This window comes from Tepidimonas charontis (assembly GCF_007556685.1).
Classification (GTDB): domain Bacteria; phylum Pseudomonadota; class Gammaproteobacteria; order Burkholderiales; family Burkholderiaceae_C; genus Tepidimonas; species Tepidimonas charontis.
Genome location: NZ_VJON01000034.1, coordinates 25,846 through 31,866, shown reverse-complemented (window position 1 = coordinate 31,866; position 6,021 = coordinate 25,846). Strand labels below are relative to the sequence as shown.

Sequence of the window (6,021 nt, the reverse complement as noted above, 5' to 3'; positions counted from 1 at the left end):
CACCTTGAGCCGCTCGATCTCCCGCTCGCTCATCTCGATGCGCTTGTCCACCCAGCCCTCCGCTTCCAGACCAACAAGCGGACATTTCTACTTTGCCGGAAGCGGACATTACTATCTTGCTTCTACACGCAGAGGACGGGTGTTGACAGCCGCAAAAGTTCCTGACACAATGGCGAGCTTCGCCCATTTGGGTGAAGCCATCTGCCCACCGAAGCGAGGTTGGCGCTGGGTGTCATGGCCAGTGCGAGCGATGAGCGCCTGTGCCGTGTATCTGGGCCGGCCTGCAACGACGGGCCCAAGACTGATCGCCTCGGCCGTGGTGGCCTTGGGAATCAAGTTGGGACGACACAATCATGATCCAAACGCAAACTCGACTCGATGTTGCTGACAACACGGGCGCCAAGTCCGTGATGTGCATCAAGGTGCTGGGTGGCTCCAAGCGCCGTTACGCCAACGTGGGCGACATCATCAAGGTCAGCATCAAGGAAGCCGCGCCGCGTGGTCGCGTCAAGAAGGGCGAGGTCTACAACGCGGTGGTGGTGCGCACGGCCAAGGGTATCCGCCGTCCGGACGGTGCGCTCATCAAGTTCGACGGCAACGCCGCCGTGCTGCTCAACAACAAGCTGGAGCCGATCGGCACCCGCATCTTCGGCCCGGTCACGCGTGAGCTGCGCACCGAGCGCTTCATGAAGATCGTGTCCCTGGCGCCCGAAGTTCTCTGAGGTACCGTCATGAACAAGATCCGTACAGGCGACGAAGTCATCGTCATCGCGGGGCGCGACAAGGGCAAGCGCGGCCGGGTACTGCGCCGTGCCGATGAGCAGCGCGTGGTGGTCGAGGGCGTCAACGTGGTCAAGAAGCACGTGCGGCCCAACCCGCTCAAAGGCGTGCCGGGTGGCATCGTCGAGAAGACCATGCCCATCCACCAGTCCAATGTCGCCATCTACAACCCCGCCACCGGCAAGGCCGACCGAGTGGGCATCAAGGTGCTGGCTGACGGCAAGAAAGTGCGCGTCTTCAAGTCCAGCGGCGAAGAAATCAAGGTGGCATGACCATGGCACGCTTCCAACAACTCTACCGCGACAAGATCGCTCCCGCGCTGAAGGCGCAGTTCGGCTACCAGTCCGTCATGGAGGTGCCGCGCATCACCAAGATCACGCTCAACATGGGTGTGGGTGAGGCCGTGGCCGACAAGAAGGTGCTGGAAAACGCGGTGGCCGACCTGACCAAGATCGCCGGCCAAAAACCCGTCATCACACGGGCGCGCAAAGCCATCGCCGGCTTCAAGATCCGCGAAGGTCAGCCGATCGGTTGCATGGTCACGCTGCGCGGCGCCCGCATGTACGAGTTTCTCGACCGCTTCGTCACCATCGCGCTGCCGCGCGTGCGCGACTTCCGCGGCATCTCCGCGCGCGCCTTCGACGGTCGTGGCAACTACAACATCGGGGTCAAAGAGCAGATCATCTTCCCCGAAATCGAGTACGACAAGGTCGATGCGGTGCGTGGGCTGAACATCAGCATCACGACGACGGCCAAGACCGATGAGGAGTGCAAGGCGCTGCTCGCCGGTTTCCGTTTCCCGTTCAAGAACTGAGGTGGTCCGTGGCTAAGCAAGCTTTGCTCCAACGTGAACTCAAGCGCGACAAACTGGTTGCCAAGTTCGCGAACAAGTACAACGAGTTGAAGGCCATCGCCAAGGACGCCAAGCGCTCGCCGGAAGAGCGCGACGCGGCCCGCGCCGCCTTGCAAAAGCTGCCGCGCAACGCCAACCCGACGCGTCAGCGCAACCGCTGCGGCATCACCGGGCGCCCCCGCGGCACCTTCAAGCAGTTCGGTCTGGCCCGTACCAAGATTCGCGAGCTGGCGTTCGCCGGTGAAATCCCCGGCATCATCAAGGCCAGCTGGTAAGGCGCGAAGGAGAACCCCAAATGAGCATGAGTGATCCGATCGCCGACATGCTGACCCGCATCCGCAATGCGCAGATGGTGGAGAAGGCCGTCGTGACGATGCCCGCCTCGAAGCTGAAGACCGCCATCGCGCAGGTGCTGCACGAGGAAGGCTACATCGACGGCTTCCAGGTCAAGGAAAGCGGTGGCAAGAAAGAGCTGGAAATCGCGCTCAAGTACTACGCCGGCCGCCCCGTCATCGAGCGCATCGAACGCGTCAGCCGTCCGGGTCTGCGTGTGTACCGCGGCGCCAAGTCCATCCCGCAAGTCATGAATGGGTTGGGCGTGGCCATCGTCACGACGCCCAAAGGCGTCATGACCGATCGCAAGGCACGCGCCGCCGGCGTCGGTGGTGAAGTGTTGTGCGTTGTCGCCTGAGGCGAGGCAGGAAGGAGCAGGACAAATGTCTCGTATCGCGAAAGCTGCCATCGCCATCCCGCAGGGCGTGGAGGTGGCGATCGGCCAAGACAGCATTCAGGTCAAGGGCGCACTGGGTGCGTTGAGCATGCCGCTGAATCCGCGCGTGAACGTCGTGCAAGACGGTGCCAAGCTCACCGTTGCGCCGGTGGATGGCTCACGCGAAGCCGATGCCCTCAGCGGCACGGTTCGCCAGCTGGTCAACAACATGGTCGTCGGGGTCAGCAAGGGCTTCGAGCGCAAACTGACGCTGGTGGGCGTGGGCTACAAGGCTGCTGCTCAGGGCAACAAGCTCAACCTCAGCGTTGGTTTTTCGCACCCGGTGGACATCGAGATGCCCGCTGGCATCAAGGTCGAGACGCCCAGCCCGACCGAGATCGTGATCAAGGGTGCCGACCGCCAGCGCGTCGGTCAGATCGCCGCCGAGGTCCGTTCGGTGCGGCCGCCCGAGCCGTACAAGGGCAAGGGCATCCGGTATGCGGATGAGACGGTCGTCATCAAAGAGACCAAGAAGAAGTAAGGACTGCGAACATGTTGACCAAGAAAGAACAGCGTTTGCGTCGCGCGCGGCAGACCCGTATCCGCATTGCCCAGCAAGGCGCTGTGCGCCTGGCGGTGCACCGCACCAACCTGCACATCTACGCCAACATCATTTCGCCCGACGGCGCACGCGTGCTGGCGTCGGCCTCGACGCTGGAGCCCGAGGTGCGCGCGCAGTTGGGCGGTCACGGCAAGGGCGGCAACGTCGCTGCGGCGGCCTTGATCGGCAAGCGCATTGCCGAGAAGGCCAAGGCGGCGGGCATCGAAAAAGTGGCGTTCGACCGCTCCGGCTTTGCCTACCACGGTCGTGTCAAGGCGCTGGCCGAGGCGGCGCGTGAAGCCGGCCTGCAATTCTGACGAAGCGGGTGACGCAAATGGCAAAAATGCAAGTGAATGTGAAGACCGAAGGCAACGACGACGGCCTGCGGGAGAAGATGATCGCGGTCAACCGCGTGACCAAGGTGGTCAAGGGTGGCCGCATCATGGGCTTTGCGGCGCTGACCGTGGTCGGCGACGGCGATGGTCGCATCGGCATGGGCAAAGGCAAGGCGCGTGAAGTGCCGGTGTCGGTACAAAAAGCCATGGACGAGGCGCGCCGCAGCATGTTCAAGGTGGCGCTCAAGGGTGGCACGCTGCACCACGAGGTCAAGGGTCACCACGGCGCCTCCACCGTCATCATGATGCCGGCGCCCAAGGGCACGGGCATCATCGCCGGCGGCCCGATGCGTGCCGTCTTCGAAGTGATGGGCATCACCGACATCGTCGCCAAGAGCCACGGCTCCACCAACCCCTACAACCTGGTGCGCGCGACGCTGGATGCGTTGCGCAAGTCGACCACGCCGGCCGAAGTCGCTGCCAAACGCGGCAAGTCGGTCGAGGAACTCGTGGGCTGATCGGGAGCATGCGATGACCACTTCCAACACCGTCAAAGTCAAGCTGGTGCGCAGCCCGATCGGCTGCAAGGAATCGCACCGTGCCACGGTGCGCGGCTTGGGCCTGCGCAAGCTCGGCCATGTGCGCGAGCTGCAGGACACCCCGGCCGTGCGCGGCATGATCAACAAGGTGAGCTACCTGGTCCAGGTGATCTGAGCGGAGTCTCGTGATGGAACTCAACACCCTCAAGCCCGCAGCGGGCTCGAAGAAGCCGCGCCGCCGCGTCGGCCGTGGCATCGGTTCCGGCTTGGGCAAGACCGCCGGCCGTGGCCACAAAGGTCAAAAATCGCGCTCCGGTGGCTTCCACAAAGTCGGCTTCGAAGGCGGTCAAATGCCGCTGCAGCGCCGCTTGCCCAAGCGCGGCTTCAAGTCGCAGACGCTGAAGTACAACGCCGAAGTCACACTGGCCGACCTGCAGGCGCTGGGTCAGGCCGAGGTCGATCTGCTCACGCTCAAGCAGGCCGGGCTCGTGCCGCAACTGGCCAAGAAGGTCAAGGTCATCAAGACCGGTGAGATCAGCATCGCCGTCAAGCTGACCAACGTGGCTGCCACCGCGGGCGCCAAGGCCGCCATCGAGGCGGCGGGTGGCTCGGTGGCCTGATTGGACCGACCTTGCTTGCGGATTCGCTCGTGGCCAGCAACGCAACGACCCTCGCCAAGACCGGCAAGTACGGCGACCTGCGTCGCCGCTTGACGTTCCTGCTCTTGGCACTGGTGGTGTACCGCATTGGCGCGCACATCCCGGTGCCGGGAATCGACCCGGCACAGCTCGAGCAGCTGTTCAAAGGGCAACAGGGCGGCATCCTGAGCCTGTTCAACATGTTCTCGGGCGGGGCGCTGTCGCGCTTTACGGTTTTCGCTCTGGGCATCATGCCCTACATCTCGGCGTCGATCATCATGCAGTTGATGACCTACGTCGTGCCGACCTTCGAACAGTTGAAGAAGGAGGGCGAAGCCGGGCGGCGCAAGATCACCCAGTACACGCGCTACGGTACCCTGGTGCTGGCGATTTTTCAGTCGCTGGGCATCGCGCTGGCGCTGGAAGGCTCGCCGGGGCTGGTCATCGAGCCGGGGCTGGCGTTTCGTTTCACCGCGGTCGTCAGCCTGGTGGCGGGCACGATGTTTTTGATGTGGCTGGGTGAGCAGATCACCGAACGCGGGCTGGGCAACGGCATTTCGATCTTGATTTTCGCCGGTATCGTTGCCGGATTGCCCAACGCGATCGGCGGCATGCTGGAGCTGGTGCGCACCGGAGCGATGAGCATTCTGGCGGCGATCTTCATCGTCGCGCTGGTGGTGTTGGTGACCTATGGCGTGGTGTTCATCGAGCGCGGCCAGCGCCGCATTCTGGTGAATTACGCACGCCGGCAGGTCGGCAACAAGATTTACGGGGGGCAGTCGTCGCACCTGCCGCTCAAGCTCAACATGGCGGGTGTGATTCCGCCGATCTTCGCCTCCTCGATCATCTTGTTGCCCACCACCGTGGTGAGCTGGATGAGCACGGGAGAAGGGACGCGTTGGTTGCGCGATCTGGCCTCGGCCTTGTCGCCCGGGCAGCCGATCTACGTGTCACTGTATGCGGCGGCCATCGTCTTCTTCTGTTTCTTCTACACGGCGCTCGTGTTCAACAGCCGCGAGACCGCCGACAACCTGAAGAAAAGTGGTGCGTTCATCCCCGGTATTCGGCCCGGCGAGCAGACCGCGCGCTACATCGACCGCATCTTGATGCGGCTGACACTGGCCGGTGCCGTCTACATCACGCTGGTGTGCTTGCTGCCGGAGTTCCTGATTCTGAAGTACAACGTGCCGTTTTACTTCGGTGGGACGTCGCTGCTGATCATCGTCGTGGTGACGATGGACTTCTGGGCCCAGGTGCAGAACTACCTGATGTCGCAGCAGTATGAGTCGCTGCTGAAGAAGGCTTCGTTCAAGGCTTCGGGTGTGTAACCATGGCGAAGGACGATGTCATCGAGATGCAGGGCGAGGTGATCGAAAACCTGCCCAACGCCACGTTTCGGGTCAAACTGGAAAACGGGCACGTCGTGCTGGGACACATCTCGGGCAAGATGCGCATGCACTACATCCGCATCCTGCCGGGGGACAAGGTCAAAGTGGAGCTCACGCCATACGACCTGACGCGCGCCCGCATCGTGTTCCGCGCCAAGTGAGCGACCGGTTTTCGTTT

Annotated in this window: 12 protein-coding genes; all 12 read left to right on the top strand. The window is 63.0% G+C overall.

Annotated elements, in window-relative coordinates; all coding sequences use genetic code 11:
* Nucleotides 1–353: 353 nt before the first annotated feature.
* From rplN to infA, 12 genes are read left to right on the top strand one after another with little or no spacing between them, the layout of a single operon-like run.
* Complete coding sequence (gene rplN, locus Tchar_RS09910) at nt 354–722, top strand: 50S ribosomal protein L14 (protein WP_144328873.1); 369 nt, start codon at nt 354–356, stop codon at nt 720–722.
* A gap of 9 nt (nt 723–731) precedes the next feature.
* Complete coding sequence (rplX, locus tag Tchar_RS09905) at nt 732–1,052, top strand: 50S ribosomal protein L24 (RefSeq protein ID WP_144328872.1); 321 nt, start codon at nt 732–734, stop codon at nt 1,050–1,052.
* A 2-nt stretch (nt 1,053–1,054) separates the two neighbouring features.
* The gene (rplE, locus tag Tchar_RS09900; protein WP_144328871.1) at nt 1,055–1,594 is read left to right on the top strand and encodes a 50S ribosomal protein L5; all 540 of its coding nucleotides are present in this window, start codon (nt 1,055–1,057) and stop codon (nt 1,592–1,594) included.
* Nucleotides 1,595–1,602: 8 nt separating this feature from the next.
* Entirely contained in the window at nt 1,603–1,908 is a 306-nt protein-coding gene (rpsN, locus tag Tchar_RS09895) for a 30S ribosomal protein S14 (RefSeq protein ID WP_144328870.1), read from the top strand.
* 20 nt (nt 1,909–1,928) lie between these two features.
* Nucleotides 1,929–2,324 (top strand): 30S ribosomal protein S8, encoded by a 396-nt coding sequence (rpsH, locus tag Tchar_RS09890; RefSeq protein ID WP_144328869.1) that lies wholly within the window; start codon nt 1,929–1,931, stop codon nt 2,322–2,324.
* A 25-nt stretch (nt 2,325–2,349) separates the two neighbouring features.
* Complete coding sequence (rplF, locus tag Tchar_RS09885; RefSeq protein WP_144328868.1) at nt 2,350–2,883, top strand: 50S ribosomal protein L6; 534 nt, start codon at nt 2,350–2,352, stop codon at nt 2,881–2,883.
* Between the two features lie 11 nt (nt 2,884–2,894).
* Entirely contained in the window at nt 2,895–3,260 is a 366-nt protein-coding gene (gene rplR, locus Tchar_RS09880) for a 50S ribosomal protein L18 (protein WP_144328867.1), read from the top strand.
* 17 nt (nt 3,261–3,277) lie between these two features.
* Nucleotides 3,278–3,796, top strand: coding sequence for a 30S ribosomal protein S5 (gene rpsE, locus Tchar_RS09875; RefSeq protein WP_144328866.1), 519 nt, complete (start codon nt 3,278–3,280; stop codon nt 3,794–3,796).
* Between the two features lie 13 nt (nt 3,797–3,809).
* The gene (gene rpmD, locus Tchar_RS09870; protein WP_144328865.1) at nt 3,810–3,992 is read left to right on the top strand and encodes a 50S ribosomal protein L30; all 183 of its coding nucleotides are present in this window, start codon (nt 3,810–3,812) and stop codon (nt 3,990–3,992) included.
* Between the two features lie 13 nt (nt 3,993–4,005).
* Nucleotides 4,006–4,437: a 50S ribosomal protein L15 gene (gene rplO / locus Tchar_RS09865; protein ID WP_144328864.1), complete on the top strand. Its 432-nt coding sequence runs from the start codon at nt 4,006–4,008 to the stop codon at nt 4,435–4,437.
* A 29-nt stretch (nt 4,438–4,466) separates the two neighbouring features.
* The gene (secY, locus tag Tchar_RS09860) at nt 4,467–5,783 is read left to right on the top strand and encodes a preprotein translocase subunit SecY (RefSeq protein ID WP_144328863.1); all 1,317 of its coding nucleotides are present in this window, start codon (nt 4,467–4,469) and stop codon (nt 5,781–5,783) included.
* A 2-nt stretch (nt 5,784–5,785) separates the two neighbouring features.
* A complete protein-coding gene (gene infA / locus Tchar_RS09855) occupies nt 5,786–6,004 on the top strand; it encodes a translation initiation factor IF-1 (RefSeq protein WP_043700245.1) in 219 nt (72 codons plus the stop codon).
* The last annotated feature ends 17 nt before the right edge of the window (nt 6,005–6,021 follow it).